14 protein-coding genes are annotated in these 17,461 nt (G+C 49.8%); 10 read left to right on the top strand and 4 right to left on the bottom strand.

The window, feature by feature from the left end; translation table 11 throughout:
• Positions 1-110 precede the first annotated feature (110 nt).
• Positions 111-1,211 carry a porin OmpC gene (gene ompC, locus FBY13_RS19110; protein WP_145394894.1) on the bottom strand — a complete coding sequence of 367 codons (1,101 nt, stop codon included), beginning with the start codon at positions 1,209-1,211 and terminating at the stop codon, positions 111-113.
• 1,098 nt (positions 1,212-2,309) lie between these two features.
• Between ompC and FBY13_RS19115 the strand changes: the two genes are divergently transcribed.
• From FBY13_RS19115 to FBY13_RS19135, 5 genes are all read left to right on the top strand, one after another.
• Entirely contained in the window at positions 2,310-3,269 is a 960-nt protein-coding gene (locus tag FBY13_RS19115) for a hydroxyacid dehydrogenase (protein ID WP_145394895.1), read from the top strand.
• 1 nt (position 3,270) lies between these two features.
• Positions 3,271-3,969: an RraA family protein gene (locus FBY13_RS19120; protein WP_063880646.1), complete on the top strand. Its 699-nt coding sequence runs from the start codon at positions 3,271-3,273 to the stop codon at positions 3,967-3,969.
• A gap of 75 nt (positions 3,970-4,044) precedes the next feature.
• On the top strand, positions 4,045-5,439 hold the full coding sequence (locus tag FBY13_RS19125) for a DASS family sodium-coupled anion symporter (protein WP_145394896.1): 1,395 nt from the start codon (positions 4,045-4,047) through the stop codon (positions 5,437-5,439).
• A 13-nt stretch (positions 5,440-5,452) separates the two neighbouring features.
• Positions 5,453-6,616, top strand: a complete 1,164-nt coding sequence (locus FBY13_RS19130) for a metallo-dependent hydrolase (RefSeq protein WP_145394897.1) — start codon at positions 5,453-5,455, stop codon at positions 6,614-6,616.
• 144 nt (positions 6,617-6,760) lie between these two features.
• On the top strand, positions 6,761-8,644 hold the full coding sequence (locus FBY13_RS19135; protein ID WP_145394898.1) for a sigma 54-interacting transcriptional regulator: 1,884 nt from the start codon (positions 6,761-6,763) through the stop codon (positions 8,642-8,644).
• On the opposite strand, the gene FBY13_RS19140 is transcribed toward FBY13_RS19135, so the two are convergent.
• Complete coding sequence (locus tag FBY13_RS19140; protein WP_063880643.1) at positions 8,634-9,539, bottom strand: LysR family transcriptional regulator; 906 nt, start codon at positions 9,537-9,539, stop codon at positions 8,634-8,636. The genes FBY13_RS19135 and FBY13_RS19140 overlap by 11 nt on opposite strands.
• Before the next feature lie 97 nt (positions 9,540-9,636).
• Here FBY13_RS19140 and FBY13_RS19145 point away from each other — a divergent pair, with 97 nt between their 5' ends.
• Positions 9,637-10,236 carry an NAD(P)H oxidoreductase gene (locus FBY13_RS19145; protein ID WP_145394899.1) on the top strand — a complete coding sequence of 200 codons (600 nt, stop codon included), beginning with the start codon at positions 9,637-9,639 and terminating at the stop codon, positions 10,234-10,236.
• Between the two features lie 90 nt (positions 10,237-10,326).
• Positions 10,327-11,433, top strand: coding sequence for a right-handed parallel beta-helix repeat-containing protein (locus tag FBY13_RS19150; protein ID WP_255474509.1), 1,107 nt, complete (start codon positions 10,327-10,329; stop codon positions 11,431-11,433).
• 187 nt (positions 11,434-11,620) lie between these two features.
• Here FBY13_RS19150 and FBY13_RS19155 read toward each other — a convergent pair whose 3' ends face one another.
• Positions 11,621-12,019, bottom strand: a complete 399-nt coding sequence (locus FBY13_RS19155) for a helix-turn-helix domain-containing protein (RefSeq protein WP_145394901.1) — start codon at positions 12,017-12,019, stop codon at positions 11,621-11,623.
• Positions 12,020-12,121: 102 nt separating this feature from the next.
• Here FBY13_RS19155 and FBY13_RS19160 point away from each other — a divergent pair, with 102 nt between their 5' ends.
• On the top strand, positions 12,122-13,135 hold the full coding sequence (locus tag FBY13_RS19160) for an NAD(P)-dependent alcohol dehydrogenase (RefSeq protein WP_096012765.1): 1,014 nt from the start codon (positions 12,122-12,124) through the stop codon (positions 13,133-13,135).
• Positions 13,136-13,328: 193 nt separating this feature from the next.
• On the opposite strand, the gene FBY13_RS19165 is transcribed toward FBY13_RS19160, so the two are convergent.
• Positions 13,329-13,997, bottom strand: coding sequence for an ATP-dependent Clp protease proteolytic subunit (locus tag FBY13_RS19165; RefSeq protein WP_145394902.1), 669 nt, complete (start codon positions 13,995-13,997; stop codon positions 13,329-13,331).
• Between the two features lie 633 nt (positions 13,998-14,630).
• Here FBY13_RS19165 and licT point away from each other — a divergent pair.
• Positions 14,631-15,464: a BglG family transcription antiterminator LicT gene (gene licT, locus FBY13_RS19170; RefSeq protein WP_145394903.1), complete on the top strand. Its 834-nt coding sequence runs from the start codon at positions 14,631-14,633 to the stop codon at positions 15,462-15,464.
• Between the two features lie 132 nt (positions 15,465-15,596).
• The gene (gene bglF, locus FBY13_RS19175) at positions 15,597-17,459 is read left to right on the top strand and encodes a PTS beta-glucoside transporter subunit IIABC (RefSeq protein ID WP_145394904.1); all 1,863 of its coding nucleotides are present in this window, start codon (positions 15,597-15,599) and stop codon (positions 17,457-17,459) included.
• The last annotated feature ends 2 nt before the right edge of the window (positions 17,460-17,461 follow it).

The raw sequence follows: 17,461 nt of genomic DNA on the forward strand, positions 1-17,461 counted from the left end.
GCGCGGCTTGTCCGGTGGGCTGTGGTGATATGGATTACCACGATTGGCGGCGTGCGTTCATGACAAAAAAGCCAGCCCACAGGAGCTGGCTTTGTACGAGTAAGGTCTTATCAGAACTGATAAACCAGACCTACAGCAACGATATCATCCGTTGAGATACCGGCTGCTTTGGTGAAGTCATTGTCATCCAGCAGGTTGATTTTATAATCGACAATCGCTGACATGTTTTTGTTGAAGTAATAGGCCGCGCCCACGCCCACGTATTTCACCAGATCCTGGTCGCCAAAATTGCCTTCAATATCCTTGCCTTTGGACTGCAGGTAAGCAAGGGTTGGACGCAGGCCAAAGTCGAACTGGTACTGCGCGACCATTTCGAAATTTTGCGCTTTGTTAGCGAAACCGATGGCACCATCACCGATGCGGGTGGCGTTATAGGTCTGAGTGAACTGCGCTGCCAGGTAAATATTATTGGCATCATATTTCAAACCGCCGGTATAGGTTTCGGCATTATCACCTTCACCCAGTGCCATACCATTTTGGTCCAGAGTACGTTTGGAGTGAGAATAGGCCAGACCTGCGCTGATACCGTCCCAGAAGGTATAGGTTACAGCCGCACCGTAGCCATCACCATTTTGCTTCTGAGCATTACGCCCGTTATTGGTGGCGCCTTCTCCGCTATTGCCCCCGTTTCTGCCCTGATACTGCAAGGCAAAGTTCAGGCCGTCAACCTGACCGAAGAAGTCGGTGTTACGGTAGGTCGCCAGGCCGTTGGCACGCTGCTGCATAAAGTTATCAGAACCGTAAGTGTCGCCGCCAAACTCAGGTAACACATCGGTCCATGAGGTCACATCGTAAACCACACCGTAATTACGGCCATAGTTAAACGAGCCATAGTCACCGTATTTCAGACCTGCAAAGCCCAGGCGGGTCCATGACTGATCGTTGTCACTTTCCGTTTTATTAGCCTGCATATTGTATTCCCACTGACCAAACCCAGTCAGTTGATCGGTAATCTGCGTCTCGCCTTTAATGCCCAGACGAGCATAGGACTGATCACCATCTTCACCTTTGTCATCTGAGAAATAATGTAAGCCCTGTACTTTGCCGTATAGATCAAGTTTGTTTCCATCTTTGTTATAAACTTCAGCAGCATTTGTTGTACCTGCTGCTAACAATGTAGTTACTGCCACTGCAACTAATTTAAGTTTCATGTGAGAAGTCCTTTTATTTATCTTTTGTATTTACCTGAGCCATTGATGAATGAGGCGCGCTTAAATGGCTCACTACTTTTAAATGACAATGCGGTACGAATTCAATAATAAGTTTCCTGTGTGTGTGACTTATTTGTCTTTATATGATCTGGATCTATATGATTGGAGCTGTATGTTATCATTGTGTTTTTTAATTATTGTTCTTGGTTGGTTTGTTTTTTAATGTCTTTGTTGTTTTTTTAATATGATTTTTTATGACTTTATTTTGGTTGGGTGGTTGGTTTTACTTTGCGGTGTTTTTTAATTGTTTTGAATGATGAATGGAAGGGTTAATTTCCTGCTCCATATGTAAGTTAATGACTTCATGGTAGGTTGGGTTGTTAGGTTGGTATTATTGAATGGTGGATTTTATGTTGAAATGAACGAAGATTGAAGTCGGTATTCAATATTAATTTTTTAAAATAAATATTAATAAATTTGGCAATGGACATAAACGCATCATTAGTTGCCAGTAAAAAATATATCAGCGAATTGCGCTCTGTTGTTTCCCCTTATCATTTTGCTGAGGTGCTGAGGTGCTGAGGTGCTGAGGTGCTGAGGTGCTGAGGTGCTGAGGTGCTGAGGTGCTGAGGTGCTGAGGTGCTGAGGTGCTGACCGTCATCACAAGCTGGAAAATGGATTGCAGTGATAATGGTTAATAATTTACTTCCGATTCGTTACGTGCTTTAGAAAAAGCGTTAATCATGTTTCTTTTAAATTAAGATAATTTTCACTTTTTTTTTTATTTATTGAGTTTTATTTTTGGTTTTATTATTTATGTTTATTCCTCTCTCTGTGACTGAATTCATGATCTCCAATTGCGTGTTAACTGATTCACAACGCCAATTTAAAAATGAAAATTTTTAAAGAAATGCCTTTTCTTTTTGAAATGCCATTTTTATTTTCGTGAGGCTAATCACTTTAAAATTGTTAGCTGATGGTGCTGTTGTTTTTTTATTTTCATCTAAATCAATCACTTGAGTGATTTAACTCAATCTCTTTTTATCCTGGCACGTCCTCTGCAAAAGATATGCTGAGTTCAACACAGGAGATCATTAAATGACGTATAAGATTTTGCTCCCTCAGGAAATTATGGCGGAAGGGCGCGCCTATTTAGAAAGTCGAGGCTATGAACTGATTACGGGTTCAGGAATGGAAGAGGAAGACATCATTCGAGATATTCCTGACTGTGACGGCATTATTGTGCGTCTTTCAAAAATGTCCGATCGCGTATTCGAGGCGGCTAAGAAACTCAAGGTCGTGGCCAGACACGGTGCCGGATATGACACCGTCGATCTTGAATCCGCCAAACGTCACGGTGTTGTGGTGCTGAATGCGCCCATTGCTAACAGCATGTCCGTTGCGGAACTGGCTATTTTCTACATGCTGCACTGCTCGCGTAACTTCAGGCTGGTCGAAGAGAAGATGCTGGAGGATTACTACTGGGCTAAATTACGTACGCCAAAGGTCGAACTGGACGGTAAAACGCTTGGCTTAATTGGCGTCGGTAATATCGGCTCACGCGTCGCGCTCAAAGCGTTGCACGGTTTTAACATGAAAGTCATTGCTTACGATCCTTACAAAACCCAGGCGGAGATGCCAGAAGGTGTCGAGCGTACCGACGATTTTGATCGTATTTTCCAGGAAAGCGATTTTGTCTCTCTGCATTGCCCTACCACCGCGGAAACTCTGGATTTCGTCGGCGAAAAGCAATTTGCGATGATGAAGCCAACGTCTTACTTCATTAATACCGCCCGCGGCAAGCTCGTTGATGAAAAAGCGCTGTATCACGCGCTCGCTAGCCATCTTATCGCTGGTGCCGGCCTGGACGTCTTAAAGAAAGAGCCATTCGATCCGAACGATCCGATTTTCTCACTCAGTAATGTCGTTATTGGCCCACATATTGGCGCCGCCACGAAAGAAGCCACAGACAGAGCTTCACTGCATACCGCAATCGGTATCGATGAGGTTTTGTCGGGTAAAAAACCCACCTGGCCCGTTCCCGGCTTTGGAGAATAAGATGACTATTGGCAACCGTATTTATTTAAAACGCCCCGAAGGTAACCCTGATTTACTTAACGCGTACGCGCAACTGCCCGCCGCGAATATTGCTGACACCATGAATCGTATCGCCGTACTGGGTAACGGTATTCAGCGCATATCTTCACCACAGAAACCGGTGATGGCGGGTTATGCCATTACGGTTAAAGCGCGGGCTGGCGACAACCTGATGCTTCATGCCGCACTGGATATGGCCACGGAAAATGACGTCATCGTGGTCTCCAACGAAGGCGACCGTTCCCGCGCGCTGATGGGCGAAATCATGGTGGCTTACGCCCATTACTGCAAGAAGATCGCCGGTATCGTGCTGGATGGCCCCATCCGCGATATTGATGCCTTATCGGTATTGGACTTTCCTCTGTTTGCCACGGGGTCAAATCCGGCAGGTCCGTTTAAAGAAGGTCCGGGTGAGGTTAATACGCCGATTGCCGTTGGCGGCGTTGCCGTATGTCCTGGCGATCTTATTGTTGGCGACGCAGATGGCGTGATTGTTGTTCCCCTGCGTGATGCGGAAGCTCTGCTTGAAAAAGCACAAGCCTATGCAAAATTTGACGCCAGCAAAGTCGAGGCGGCTAAAAACGGCACGGCAAATCGCGCGTGGGTGAAGAAAACGCTGGATGAGAAGGGCGTTGAATTCATCGATGACGTTTACCGTTGATCGGCTGACATAATATCCATTCGCTCAAGCCACGGAAGTGAATCTTCCGTGGTGATAAAGCAAAGGTAATCATCTATGTTCTATTTAAAACTTTTACCGATCGTTTTTTTTCCGGTTTTATTTTGGATAATACCCAATCCTGACGCTGTGTCAGCGACCACCTGGCATATGGTCGGTATTTATCTGGCCATGCTGTGCGGTTTAGTGCTTCGCCCTTTTACTGATGCGATTATCATGCTGATTATTTTAGGCATCGCATCAATCTTTATCGATCCCCATATTCTGTTTGCCGGTTACGGCACCTCTATGGTCTGGTTTATCATCAGCGCCTTTATTATTTGCAAGGCGTTTGTGATCACGGGGCTGGGTAAACGTATCGCTTATGTTTTATTAAAGCGCTACGGCAAAAATACGCTGACGTTGGGCTATTTAATGATGGTAACGGACACGGTGCTGGCGCCCGCTACCGGGTCGAATATGTCGCGCTCTGGCGGTATCGTATATCCCATCTTCAGAAATATTGCCGAGGCACTGGGCTCTAAACCGGACGACGGCAGCCGCAGAATCGGTGCTTACCTCACTATCCTGATGTATGTCGTATCAATGGGGACATCCAGCCTGTTTTTAACCGGGATGGCAACCAACGCCATTACCGTGTCGCTGGCGAATGAAATCATGAAGGTCAATCTGGACTGGATAACCTGGTTTAAAGCGGCCGTCATTCCTGCTGGATTGATCCTGCTGCTTTGCCCATGGATTCTCTATAAAGTTTATGCACCTGAACTGAAGAAGATCGATAACGTCAATGAAATTGCCGAGCAGGGGTTGCGTGAACTTGGCCCGGTAAAGCGTGAAGAGAAACTGCTGATCGTGTTCTTCATCATGGGGGTTTTGGGATGGATGACGGGCTCGATTACTGGTATTTCTTTTATTCCCGTGGGGTTTGCCTTCCTCGCCTGCCTGCTGTTATTCAAAGTCTTAAGCTGGGAACATGTCGCCAGCGAGAAAGCGGCCTGGCAGACCTTTATCTGGTACGGGGCTTTTTACGGCTGTGCCGTCGCGCTGTCTAAAGGCGGATTCTATGTCTTCCTGGTCGGCGTGATTAAAAACTATCTGGACCTGTCTCATCTCAGCGAATTCAGCGCAATTGGCGTACTGATATTTATCAGTCTTGCGGTGCGTTATTTCTTTGTATCCAACACTGCGTTTGCGGTCTCGTTCTATCCCGTACTGTTTACCCTCGGTATGACCACGCAGGCTGATCCCATGTATATCGCGCTGTCACTGGCGTTTTCGGCGGGATACGGCGCGCTCCTGACGCATTATGGTAACGGGGCTGGCGTATTTACCTTCTCCAGCGGCTATGTTCCGCAAAAGACTTTCTGGTTTTTGGGCACGATGATGGTGCTGATTAACGTCATTGTTTATTTCCTGATTGGTATCCCTTACTGGAAGTTAATTGGTATTTAACCGGAGGATAAACATGAAACTGGATATGCTTATCAGGAATGGCCTGACTGTTGATCTCGATAAACACGATTATATCAGGCGGGATATTGGCATCATCGGTAACCGTATTGTTGGCCTAAATGACGTCGATGGTACTGATGCTGAAACGGTAATTGATGCCGCGGGCTGTCTTGTTCTGCCAGGGCTTATCGATTTCCACGCCCACGTTTTTCACGGCGGCACGGCTATCAGCGTCAACCCGGATGTCGTTTGTTTACCCAATGGTGTAACCAGCGTGGTCGATGCCGGCAGCAGTGGCTGGGTAAATTACAGGCTGTTTCGTAATAGCGTAATTAACACCGCGACCGTAAAGATAAAAAGCTATCTCAATGTGGTCAATGTGGGCCTGTCGACGCTCGGCGGCGGGCCGACGGGTTACCTGGAAAACACCAATCCGGCGAACGTTAACCCGGAAAAAATTGAGCAGGTCTTAACTGAAAACCAGGACAATATTCTTGGCTTGAAACTGCGTTACAGCCAGGATATTGCCAAAGGAAAGCCCTACAGTAGCGATCCGTTTTTGGCGACCGTTGCTCTGGCGCGTAAGCTTAATACCTCACTCTGTGTACACGTAACGGACTCACGGCTACCGGCAGATGAACTCATCCAGCATTTCAACGTGGATGATATCTATGCGCACTGTTTCCACGGCACAGGTCATACCATTCTCAACGGTCAGGGCGAGGTGTACCCGTCTGTTCTGGCGGCACAGCAACGAGGCGTAATCTTTGACTGTTCAAACGGTGTGGCGCATTTTGATTTTAACGTTGCCCGCAACGCGATGGATCAGGGGTTCTACCCGGATATCATCAGCACCGACTTAACTCAGCGCAACAGTCTGCGTACCGATAAGGTCTACAGCCTGCTACATGTCATGTCTAAATACCTGAATATGGGGATGTCGCTGTTTGAGGTTATTCGGGCGGTTACGAGCACGCCGGCCAGACTGATGAAAATGCAAGGGCAGACAGGTACGCTGGAGCCGAATGCATTTGCCGATATTTCAGTGGTAAAGCTGCGCAATGAAAAAATTGTTTTCGAAGATACTCAGGGTGCCAGACTGCAAGGTGAACAGTATATCGATAACTGCGTCACAGTGAGTAATGGCCAGATCTGCTATCGACGCCTGCATTACTAATCGTTAAATACTCCGCCTCGAAAGCCTTGTGACCTAAACGTAGCAAGGCTTTTTTTTACTCAAGCTGGAATGACGTCTGTCAATATCTCATTCATCGTTATCCTTATACTCGATGAAATAGCGATCGACAAAAGCGAATCTTTAATGAAGTCTAATGAAATCGTCATTTTCTCCGTTTCGAAAACCATTACCCAACGTATTTTAAATTTTCTTATTGAAAAACAGCTTGAATTGCCAGTGTACGAGACGGGCTATTCAGAAGTATTAGATAAAGCGAATGAGATGATTCGAGCAGGCACAAAAATAATTATTAGTCGTGGCGGGACTGCCGCGCTGCTTCGCAGCAATGTGACCATTCCGGTGATCGAGATAGCCCATGATTTTCATGGCATTTATCGTATTCTTAAGCAGGCAAAAAATAAATCGCAAAAGATCGCTGCGATAGGTTTTCCACAGTTTTGTAACGCGCTTAAGCATTACCAAAACATGACCAATGAAAATTTAAAAATCTGTCAGGTCTATAATCACTATGACATTGAAAGTGTCGTAAAAAATCTTGCAGAAAACAACTACAAAGTGGTCATAGGCGGCCTGACGGTTGCAGAGATGGCAAGGAAATATGACCTTAATGTTGTGATGGGTGACACGGATAATAATTCAATTGAGCAAGCCATCAATGAGGCCTTCAGTTTATTAAAATATATCCATCAGGAAAATCTGAAGCTGGATATGAGCTATTCCGCGATGAATCAGTCTCGTGAGGGCATTATGTGCATTGACCAAATGGGGGAGGTGGTGAGCATTAACAACAGAGGTAAAACCCTTTTTCAGTGTCATGCTGGCGATAAAATTTACCGTAAAGAGGCTTTCAAAGAGATTTATCGCTCAATTATCGACGAGTCAGATGTAAACGAAATGATTGTTGAACTCGACGGTGATTTTATCTGTACCTCAATAAAGCATTATACAAAGCGCCAGGATGGCTATTCCATCGTGACCGGATTCATTCAGAGCAAGAGCCAGTGGCGAAACAGTGCGGACAAAAAGAAAAAACAGCAAGGCTTTTATACCCGCTATGCTTTTGATGACATTATTGGTCATTCAGCAAGCATTAACATCGCGATTAATCAAGCGAAGCTGTGTGCGCGTCATGATGCCCCCGTCCATATTTTAGGTGATACCGGCACCGGCAAAGAACTCTTTGCGCAGAGTATTCATCATCACAGCAGCAGAAAACATGGCCCCTTTATCGCCATCAACTGCGCCGCCATTCCTGAAAACCTGCTGGAAAGCGAGCTGTTCGGCTATGCCGACGGTGCCTTCACGAACGCGCGCAAAGGCGGAAAGCCCGGTGTCTTCGAGATGGCAATGAAGGGCACGGTTTTTATCGATGAGATCAGCGAAGCACCGCTCAATGTCCAGATCAAATTACTGCGCGTCCTGCAGGAAAAGCAGTTTGTCCGTCTGGGGGGAGAGCAGCTCATTGCAGCCGATTTTCGGCTGATTACCGCCAGTAATAAAGATCTGCACAGGTTAGTGGAAAAGGGCGCTTTTCGTCAGGACCTTTACTACCGTATCAATATTCTGGCGCTCAGGCTTCCTGCGCTGGCTGAACGGGACGGCGATATTGAATTACTCGTCCGGCATTTACTCCATCAGCAGGGAAAAAACATCACCTTTACGCCAGATGCGCTGGCGGTCTTAACCCGTTACCCCTGGCCTGGTAATATCCGCGAACTACAGTCGGTCATCTACAGGCTGACCGTTTTTCACGATCGCGATGTGATCGACAAAGACGCACTGCTGCAGATCGCTCGCCTCGGCCATGAGGACGGCCCTGCCAGCCATCAGTCTCTGCCCTGTGAGCCTGTGGCTGATGAAACGGGTCTGTTAAAGAAGCAGGAAAAGCAGCTGATCAGGCGCGTCATGGCGACAACCCAGGGGGATAAGGCCAGAGCCTCAACCATGCTCGGCATCAGCCCGACAACCCTGTGGCGTAAGTTAAAAGAGTACGAGCTTAACGGCTGAACGCGGCTGACGAAGCGGCTTTGATGTAGTCAACAAATGCCCTTAACGCCGAGGACATATAATGGCGGCTGGGATAGTAAAACTGCAGGCTGGGCTGTTCGGGTAACCACGCCTCCAGCACCGGAATCAGACGACCGTCCGCCAGGTAAGGTTTAACCTGTTCGTGATAAAGATAGCCCATTCCCGCGCCGCACAGCACGGCATCAAGCTGAGAGTCCATATCATCCAGTACGATATTACCGCCCGGAAGTATCTCAAGCCTGCCTTCCGGGCCGCCGAATTCCCATTGATAAATGCGACCGCTGCCGTGACGAAACATCACACATTGATGATTAACGATGTCACGTGGGTGCGCCGGGGGCGCATGGCGGGCGAAATAGTCCGGCGTGGCCACCACAACCAACTTAATTTTGGGGCCGACAGGAAGGGCGATCATGTCTTTTTCAACCCTGCTGCTGAGACGAATGCCTGCGTCAAAACCCTCTTTAACGATATCCACCAGCCGGTCTTCTGTGGTGATTTCCACGCGGATATCCGGGTAAAGCCGACTGAATGCGGCCACCAGCGGGATTAACACCATGCGCGAGGCCAGACGCGAGGAATTAATTTTCAGTGAACCCATTGGCGTCTGACGAAAACAGTTAGCCTCATCAAGTATCACATTGATTTCATCAACGGCCGGGCGCAAACGTTCAAACAGATTTGCACCCGCTTCCGTGAGTGCAACGCTTCGCGTCGTACGGTTGAACAACCGAATTTTCAGCCGCTGCTCCAGCTGCTTTATGGCATGGCTAACCGCCGAGGGCGACAGGCCCAGCTCGTCACCGGCCGCGCGGAAGCTTTTGTGGCGGGCGACCGCGATAAAGGTCGCGAAGTCATAAACGTTCAGTTTCATTAGTGAAAATCTCTCATTAACCCATCTCAAATCATAGGTTTCACACAGTAATGTGGCGAGCGTAATGTGAGTGCCTCAACACAAGATGAGGTGAAAGATGAAACCAGCAAACCTGTATATCGTTTGGTCACATCCCCGTGCCGATTCACTCACCGCACAGATGGTGGCGAGCCTGCGCCATCGGGCGGAACAACGGGGTGCGCATGTTAAAACGCTGGATCTCTACCGCAGTGGCTTTGATCCGGCGATGCGGGAAGAGGACGAACCAGAGTGGGAAAATCCCGCTAAATGCTACTCGCCAGAAGTCCATCGCCTGTTCAGCGAGCTTAACGATCGGGATGCCATTATTTTTGTCTTCCCGTTATGGTGGTACAGCTATCCCGCCATGTTAAAAGGCTATCTGGAACGCGTGTGGAACTATGGTCTGGCCTACGGTGAAAACAGCGCGTTGAAAGATAAAAAAATACGCTGGCTGGTGCTGGTCGGCGGTTCTCAGCAAACCTTTATTAAATACGGCTGGGAGAAAAACATCACGGATTACATGATGGGCGTTACGGGCTATCTGGCGATCGGTGACGTGGAGGTCCATTTCCTCTATAACACCCTGGGGGTGGAGGAGACGATTGAGGACAGCCACTCGCATTATGAGCAACTGTTTGCACAAGCGCGGGCGGTCGTAGACAGTACCATTGGATAAAACATGGCAGGGCGAGCGCTGCCCTGCAAAACGGCGTACGTGACAGCCTGGCCTGTATCGGCGGTCGGGCGTCGACAGGAGATGACCAAAATGAAAATAGCCATAGCGGGCCTGTTACTGATATCCGGCTCTGCCATTAGCGCGGTGGGCAGTTGCGATGTTATTGGTGGTGGGGCGCAGTATCAGGATCGTCTTACGCCGGATAACGTCGCCCACTATGTTACTGTCCGCACTTTCGATGCGTTGAAACAGGCTGTCGACAGCAATCATCCCTTCATCTATATCCCGGGTGATGTCACCATCACGGTGCCGAATCAGCCACAGGCTTTGCGCATCAAAGCCGGGCAGACGCTTTTTAGCAATCGTGGTGAAAAAGGCAGTCGGGGCGCTTTATTACAAACGCCGTGGCTCAATGACGGACTTAATCAATATCCTGTGTATGTTGTTGAGGCTAAAGCAAGGATAACCGGGCTGCGTATTGAAGGCCCCTCTGGACAACCGGACACGCCGAATAAAACGATTGGTATCCAGTTTTTACCCGGCACCGATCATATTGATATCGACAACAATGAGATTTATCACTGGCCGTGGGCCGGGATTAGCGTAAAAACGTCCGTCGACAATAAAATTCATCACAACGTTATCCACGATAATATCCGTACCCAACTGGGCTACGGTGTGGTGGTACAAAATGGCCATGCCCAGGCCGATATCTACTGCAATACCTTTAACGCTAATCGTCATGCTATTGCCGGAAAAGGCGATGACGGTGAGGGCTATCACGCTTATAACAACCTTGTGCTCAATGGCGGAGCACGGGGCGCTTACCATCAGTTTGATATGCACAAGGGCGCACAGGGCCACGGCGGGAAAAACATCATCATAAACAATAATCTGTTTGATTATGGGCGCAGCGGGACGTCAAACCGAGGCAGTGTTTATATTCGAGGTGTACCGACCGACGGGCCGGTTAGCGTTAACGACAATCTGTTTACCCAGCCCTGGACGGTAGGCTCGCAAACCGCAGTGGGTGGTGTGCCTGGCTCAATCCCGCCGGTTGAGGAGATTAAACGCCACAATCGTTTCAGTGTGGCGGCACATTACAGCAAAGATGCGGCCGGATTTTGTGTTGTCTCCGTGACAGAGCACAGGATGCCGGTGAACTGTGAGTCGGTTGCCTCTGTGCTTGCGAAATAAGCGATGGCGAGGCAGCACAGAAAACCGGTCATCGGTTGCTGCGGGCCACATTGTGATGTGGCAGATGGAAACGCACTGAACGACTGAACCTCACCACGGGCGTTTCGGGTTCCTCCCCATAATATCCTGCGGAGGAACCTGTCCAGGATCAGTCATAACAGGTTTCGGGGTCAGCGCGCACGGCCATTCATTGTGCTTCAGCCTCGGACGTTTCCGGCACATCGGCGGGGTTTTTTTTGCCTAATAAGGCCAGCGCGTGTTGCTCTCCCCACTGCTTTAACAGCCCAAGCAAGGGCGCAAGCGAAGCGCCTTCTTCGGTCATGCTGTACTCCACCTTCGGCGGAACTTCAGCATACACTTCGCGATGAATTAACCCGACGTTTTCCAGTTCCCGAAGTTGCCGCGTGAGTACCCGCGGCGTGATATCACCCAGCCGTCTTCTTAGCGCATTAAACCGCAGCGTTTCGTTTTGCAGGTGGTAAAGAATCATCCCTTTACCCTTGCCGCCAATCAGTTCCAGCGTGGCTTCAACCGGGCAGGCCACCGCATCGTAATTTTCATATCTGGGGGTTTTTACAGTATCCAAAATGTACCTATATCACCTAAATGACCGTATTTAATAAAATGCACATATGGTCTATGTTTAGCAACTGCTGATTAAGACATCCCTCTTTTAACGGAGAAAAGCATGAAAGCACTTACCCTTAAAGCACCAGGCGGACTCAACAATATCCATGTGTCGGACATCGCCGATCCGGGCCAACCGGGCAAAGGTGAGATTCGGGTCGCTATCAAAGCCGGCTCCCTGAATTTTCACGATCTGATTGTCGCTACCGGGCAGTTTCCAACCGAAGATGGCCGCATCCTGCTGTCTGATGGTGCAGGCGTTGTAGACGCCGTTGGCGAAGGCGTTAACGATTTCCGTGTGGGCGATAGCGTGGTTTCGACGTTCTTTCCTGTCTGGCTGTCCGGCAAACCCACGGCAGACGTCGGTGGCTTCGCCCACACGCCAGGAGACGGCATTGATGGCATGGCCAGCGAATTCGTGGTGCGTTCTGAGAATGCCTTTACCCATGCCCCGAAAGGCTGGACGCACACCGAGTCAGCCACGATCACCACATCTGGCTTGACAGCCTGGCGCGCCCTGATCACCGAAGGCAAACTGCAGGCCAACGATACCGTGCTGGTGCAGGGAACGGGCGGCGTGTCCATTGCCGCCCTGCAGATCGCCAAAGCGATGGGTGCCAGGGTGATCGCCACCTCCTCATCAGATGAAAAGCTTAAGTACGTTAAAGCGTTAGGTGCCGATGAAACCATCAACTATCGGACCACCCCGAACTGGGGCGATAGCGTCCTCGCACTGACCAACGGCGTGGGCGTGGATCATGTTGTTGAGGTGGGCGGCCCGGCGACGCTGGGCGAGTCACTGAAAGCGGTCAAAATCGGTGGGCACATCACCCAAATCGGTATCATTTCCGGCGATGAAGCAACGCTGTCCATTCTGTCTGTTCTGGCGAAGCAGGTCACCATTAAAGGCGTGATCGTTGCCAGTCGTCAGGACCAGATTGACTACGTGAAGGCGCTGGAAAGCATGAACCAGAAACCGGTTATTGACCGGACGTTTAAATATGACGATATTGCCGAGGCCTTCGCCTGGCAGCAGAGCGGCTCGCATCTGGGCAAAATCTGTGTTGAGTGGTGACAGGTAGATAAAGTGGGCAGGTAAGCCATGTCCTAAAGGGCGAAAACCTGCATGTCGTCTGTCAAAAAAGGGTGCATATGCTGTGCACCCTTTTCAACAAAACCCCCTGCACAGCAAGGGGAAATGAGCGGTGTTGTCATCCAACGGCTCGAACCTTGTCTGACTTGCAGGCTCAGCCCCTCTTCATCATCTTTTAGTCATTATCATGAATATAATACGCGGCATCAGCAGGCTGAAAATCGGTCATTTCGCCTGTGGCGATGCCCGTGGCTAATGCCTGCTTGTTGTCCAGCAGCTTATGGTTATCTTCACTGTAGGTGATCTTTTCAATCTGCTCGTCAGTGAGGTGGGTGCAGGACTGATAAATCGTTTTTATCACGTTCCGGTATCTGCTGGTAAATTCGCTTTTCTCGTCCAGCATATTTTCACTGACATTGCTACGCGGCGGGTTTCCAACGGTTGGCGCATGCAGTAAGAAAATGCTGTCACCCATAACCTGCCTCTTTTGTGCGCCGCAGTAGATCATCGTCGCCGCGGATTCCACGGAGGAGGCGTTTACGGTCGTAACGGGAATGGGGGAGTTTTTAACGACCTGATAACCAATTTTCCCGGCATCAATGTCACCACCGGGACTGCTGATATAGAGCAGCACCTGCGTGGCTGATTTATAATTCTGACCGATCTCATCGAGCACGGATGAAAGCGACATCACCTTGTTAAGCGTGACCGCGCCGGTAAAAAACACCTTTACGGATTTAACCGTATTTGGCGGGCGTTTGCCGTCAACGACTCTGTTGATAGCAGCCAAAGAGGGTGCACTAAGGGTAATAAACAGGGCCGCTATCAAAGCGTTATATTTCATTGTTGAATCATCCCTCCGTTTTTTTCATTTCTTATCAGCCACAGGGATTTTATGCAATGCCGATTCGTTTGTTGCAGGGCTTTGTTACCCTTTACTATATTTCTCATTATTATTTATCAGGCATTTTTAATTATTAGGGTGCGAATTGTTTTTCCTCGCGATATTAATAGTAATAGCGTGAATCCCGGAATACCTGATGCTTAACACTGTTTTGAATATCGCGAAACCTGTTATCAGTGAACACCTGCGCCTCTGAACGGAGTGCTGTCACCTGAAAGCAAATGGCGGCGCATGGAGGATAATCCAGCTGTCGGGTGATTGCCGGATAACCGTGAATGCGTTGACCAGGCACGTTCGACGCATGCACTGAAGGCGCTCTCAACACAAAACGCTATCGGTGTCGGTCAGGTCATCGATTCGCGCCTTATCCTGGGTGTATTTTCGCCTGTCTGCGCTCGCGTGCAATGAAAACATGAAGAGACCTTCGCGCGACATCACGTTTTTAGTGGCGGTGTATTGAGGCGCAAAATGAAACTGATAAGATGCCTTTTTTGGATTGTTACTGCTGCGGCAGGCAAAACCTGATTTCCTGGCCTGTGCCGGAAGTCGGGTTTTTTTGTTTCTGGGGTTCTGATGAAAATCGCCAAAATACTTAATAACAATGTGGTGGTTGTTCTGGATGAGCACGGGCGTGAGCAGGTTGTTATGGGCCGGGGGCTGGCGTTTCAGAAACGTGTGGGTGAAGCGCTGGACAAGCAGCGTGTAGAAAAGGTGTTTGCGCTGCAAAACGATGAGCTGGTTCATCGCCTCGGGGAGTTACTCAACCAGATTCCGCTGGAGGTGATGACGACCTGCGACCGCATTATCGAACGGGCAACGCAACAGCTGGGGAAATTGCAGGACAGTTTGTACATCACCCTGACCGATCACTGCTACTTTGCGATTGAGCGACAGAAGAAAGGGCTGGCGATTAAGAACGTTCTGCTGTGGGACATCAAACGGCTTTATCCCAGGGAGTTTGCGTTAGGGCAGGAGGCCAGGCAAATCATTGCCAGCCGTCTTCATACCGCGCTGGACGAGGACGAAGCCGGTTTTATCGCGCTGCATCTGGTTACCGCGCAGCTCAACAGTGAAATGCCAGAAGTGATGCACGTGACGCATGTTATGCAGGAAATCCTGCAACTGGTGAAATATCAACTGAAGCTGGATTACCAGGAAGAGTCGCTGAGTTATCAGCGTTTTGTGACGCACCTGAAATTTTTTGCTCAACGCATGTTAACGCGCACCGTGGTGCCGGATGATGATGTTTCACTGCATTCGGCAGTCAAAGACAACTATGCGAAAGCCTGGAAATGCGCGGAGAAAGTTTCACAGTATCTACAGCAAAGCTATCAGCGCGAACTGACAACGGAAGAGATTATGTTTCTTGCCATTCATATCGAACGGGTAAGAAAAGAGGCGCATTAAGCCTTATTAACACAGGATTGTAACTGCATTGCGCAGGCAAAACCTGAGCGCGGCCCATGACACACAAGGGGGCCGTTCTCAGGTTTTTTTATTTTTAACAGATGCCAGCGGCATCGCTCTGAGGACATCAACATGAAATATCAACCGTTGGCCAGGGATATTCTCAGCCACGTCGGCGGCAAAGAGAACATCATCAGTCTGGTGCATTGCGCCACGCGTCTTCGCTTCCGGCTCAAAGACCATCATCAGGCGGATGTTGAAGGGCTCAGGCAGCATCCCGATATCATCATGGTTCTAGAGAGCGGTGGACAGTTTCAGGTGGTGATCGGCAACCACGTTCACGAGGTCTGGCTGGCGGTATGTGATGAAGCGGGACTCACTGACGAGACGCACGACCACAGCGATGATAAGGCTGAAAAGGGGCATTTTTTTGGCCGCCTGATTGATGTGATCTCCGCTATTTTCACGCCGTTTATCGGCATTCTTGCCGCCTCCGGTATTTTGAAAGGGCTGCTGGCTCTTGCGGTGGTGTGCGGATGGCTGACTACCGACAGCGGCACCTACAAAATCTGGTTTGCCGCCAGCGATGCGTTGTTCTTCTTTTTCCCGTTAGTGCTGGGTTATACGGCCGGTAAGAAGTTTGGCGGTAATCCTTTTATTACCCTGGTCATTGGTGGCGCGCTGACGCATCCGATGATGCTTGAGGCTTTTCACGCCAGTCAGCAAGCCGGGGCGATAAGCGAGTCATTTCTTGGCATCCCGATTACCTGGTTCAACTATAGCTCGTCTGTGATTCCCATTATTCTTGCCGCATGGGTCAGCTGCTGGCTGGAAAAACAGGGCAACAGGCTGTTGCCCTCATCGATGAAAAACTTCTTCGCGCCGCTGATCTGTATTGTGGTGACCGTGCCGCTGACCTTTCTGGTTATTGGCCCGGTGGCGACGTGGCTCAGCCAGTTGCTCGCGAATGGCTATCAATGGATCTACGAACTGGCACCGTGGCTGGCTGGCGCGGCAATGGGCGCGCTATGGCAGGTTTGCGTGATTTTTGGTCTGCACTGGGGCCTGGTACCGTTAATGATCAACAATCTGGCGGTGCTCGGTTATGACTCAATGCTTCCGATGTTACTGCCCGCCGTGATGGGCCAGGTGGGCGCCACGCTGGGGATTTTTTTACGCACCCGAGACGCTCGTCAGAAAATGCTGGCGGGATCGTCGATCATGGCCGGCATCTTCGGCATTACCGAGCCTGCGGTGTATGGGGTGAATCTGCCCTTGCGGCGTCCGTTTATCTTCGGCTGTGTCGCAGGCGCGATTGGCGGAGCCATCGTGGGATTCAGTCATGCGCACGTTTATTCATTTGGCTTTGCCAATATTTTTACCATCGCGCAGATGATCCCGCCTGGTGGCGTCGATATGACGCTGTGGGGCGGCATCGTCGGTGCGCTGGTGGCATTCGTTCTGAGCGGTGTGCTGACCCTTGTGGCTGGCATGCCCAACACGCTGGCGCCCGATCTTCCAGGCGCGCTGTCTGTCGAGAAGAACGAGGTGCTGGCACCGATGACGGGGACGGTGTTAGCTCTCGATCAGGTGCCTGATGCCACGTTCGCCAGCGGCGTGATGGGTAAAGGCGTCGCCATTATTCCAGCCGATAACCAGGTTATTGCGCCCTTTGCGGGCGAAGTCGCCTCGCTTTTCCAGACGAAACACGCCATTGGCCTGCTGAGCGATAGCGGTATTGAAGTGCTTATTCATGTCGGCATCGACACCGTCAAACTCGAAGGGAAACCTTTCACCGCCCACGTAAACGTCGGCGACAAGGTGCAACCTGGGGACATTCTGCTGACGTTTGATCGTCAGGCCATGCTTGCTGCCGGATTTGATCTGGCAACGCCCATCATTATCAGTAACAGCGACAGCTTCGACACGGTGACCGTTTTGTCCTCTTCCGCTGTGGAGGCGGGAATGCCGTTGCTGCGCGTCAGTGACCACTAACA

Source organism: Pantoea sp. SJZ147 (assembly GCF_007828605.1).
GTDB classification, from domain to species: domain Bacteria; phylum Pseudomonadota; class Gammaproteobacteria; order Enterobacterales; family Enterobacteriaceae; genus Pantoea; species Pantoea allii.

Coding starts and splice junctions, on each gene's coding strand:
- ompC (WP_145394894.1), bottom strand. CDS start 1,211: ATGAAACTTAAATTAGTTGCAGTGGCAGTAACTACATTGTTAGCAGCA.
- licT (WP_145394903.1), top strand. CDS start 14,631: ATGAAAATCGCCAAAATACTTAATAACAATGTGGTGGTTGTTCTGGAT.
- FBY13_RS19120 (WP_063880646.1), top strand. CDS start 3,271: ATGACTATTGGCAACCGTATTTATTTAAAACGCCCCGAAGGTAACCCT.
- FBY13_RS19125 (WP_145394896.1), top strand. CDS start 4,045: ATGTTCTATTTAAAACTTTTACCGATCGTTTTTTTTCCGGTTTTATTT.
- FBY13_RS19115 (WP_145394895.1), top strand. CDS start 2,310: ATGACGTATAAGATTTTGCTCCCTCAGGAAATTATGGCGGAAGGGCGC.
- bglF (WP_145394904.1), top strand. CDS start 15,597: ATGAAATATCAACCGTTGGCCAGGGATATTCTCAGCCACGTCGGCGGC.
- FBY13_RS19135 (WP_145394898.1), top strand. CDS start 6,761: ATGAAGTCTAATGAAATCGTCATTTTCTCCGTTTCGAAAACCATTACC.
- FBY13_RS19145 (WP_145394899.1), top strand. CDS start 9,637: ATGAAACCAGCAAACCTGTATATCGTTTGGTCACATCCCCGTGCCGAT.
- FBY13_RS19150 (WP_255474509.1), top strand. CDS start 10,327: ATGAAAATAGCCATAGCGGGCCTGTTACTGATATCCGGCTCTGCCATT.
- FBY13_RS19130 (WP_145394897.1), top strand. CDS start 5,453: ATGAAACTGGATATGCTTATCAGGAATGGCCTGACTGTTGATCTCGAT.
- FBY13_RS19165 (WP_145394902.1), bottom strand. CDS start 13,997: ATGAAATATAACGCTTTGATAGCGGCCCTGTTTATTACCCTTAGTGCA.
- FBY13_RS19160 (WP_096012765.1), top strand. CDS start 12,122: ATGAAAGCACTTACCCTTAAAGCACCAGGCGGACTCAACAATATCCAT.
- FBY13_RS19140 (WP_063880643.1), bottom strand. CDS start 9,539: ATGAAACTGAACGTTTATGACTTCGCGACCTTTATCGCGGTCGCCCGC.